This is a genomic window from Metamycoplasma auris, assembly GCF_003253435.1.
GTDB lineage: Bacteria > Bacillota_I > Bacilli_A > Mycoplasmatales > Metamycoplasmataceae > Metamycoplasma > Metamycoplasma auris.
In genome coordinates this window covers 1-1083 of record NZ_QKUB01000039.1, presented here as the reverse complement: position 1 = coordinate 1083, position 1083 = coordinate 1, and the positions used below count along the sequence as shown (strand labels likewise).

1 protein-coding gene and 1 pseudogene are annotated in these 1083 nt (G+C 29.3%); both read left to right on the top strand.

What is annotated here, in order from left to right; all coding sequences use genetic code 4:
- Nucleotides 1-414 (top strand): annotated as a pseudogene (locus BCF89_RS03405) (Mbov_0397 family ICE element conjugal transfer ATPase); the annotation flags it as partial.
- Nucleotides 415-454: 40 nt separating this feature from the next.
- Entirely contained in the window at nt 455-1051 is a 597-nt protein-coding gene (locus BCF89_RS03400) for an Mbov_0398 family ICE element protein (RefSeq protein WP_111518966.1), read from the top strand.
- Nucleotides 1052-1083: the final 32 nt, after the last annotated feature.

Here is a 1083-nt window from a genome sequence, read left to right as displayed (position 1 = left end):
ATTTTAGTAATTGATGAATTGCATATGTATATCGACCCAAGCAATACTGCTACACTTGACTTTGTTTATACAATGACAAAGACAGTGCGTAAGTTTAATGCTGGAATGATTCTATGTACACAAAATCCATCTGACTTTTTAGGGTCAAGTAATATTACTAAAAAAGCAGAAGCAATTTTGCAAAATTGCCAATATGCAAAATTCTTTGGACTAAAACAAAAAGACCTTGAAGCAGTAATGGATATGTTTAAATCCACTGGGGGACTAAATAAAAGTCATCAAAGATTCCTAGCGGATGCTGATATTGGAAATTTAATCTTTAGTTTACATATGTACTCGAAAATTAAAGGTAGTGTTTACTACAATGACTTTGAACAACAACTATTTTTCGATAAAGGCGTAATAGGACAATAAGTCCTATTTTGTCTAACATAAACAAAGGAGAAAAAATGATATGGCAAAAAAATTTGAACCTTTAAGAGTAACTTTTAGATTGTATGAAAAAGATGACATCGCACGCTTTGAAAAATTTAAAAGAACAAATGAAATTGAAAATAAGAGTACTTCCGAAGCAATTGGTAGTGTGTTTAGAGAATATCTTTATAACAAAGAAAAAGAAATTGTTTTTAGGGATGCACTTGATGATATTTATTACGCGATGCGTAAAGTTTTGTATTCGTCGCTTGCTCCATTCCAAAGTAATTTAACAAGAGAAATTTTAAAAAATAGAGCGGAATTGATGCTAATAAATAAAAAGTTAGATGTACTTTTAAATTCAAGTGCGAATCTTGATAAAAAAATACTTGCTAACTTAAATACCGATCTATTAAATGAAGCGTCTTATTTTGAAAAAATGCGCTCTATTTTGGATATCAAACATGACGAAACAATGACTAAAATAAATGAAAAAATTAAGCAAGTAAAAGATTCTGAAAAACAATTTGAATATTATAGAATGCGAAACGGCGAACTGGATGCTAGAATCATCAAAGAAAATATTGAAGGGGTCGAATCATTAATAAAGGATAAAAAGGAGATAAAGAATGAATAAAAGAAGTTTAAAAGCATTTATTGCTTCTTGTA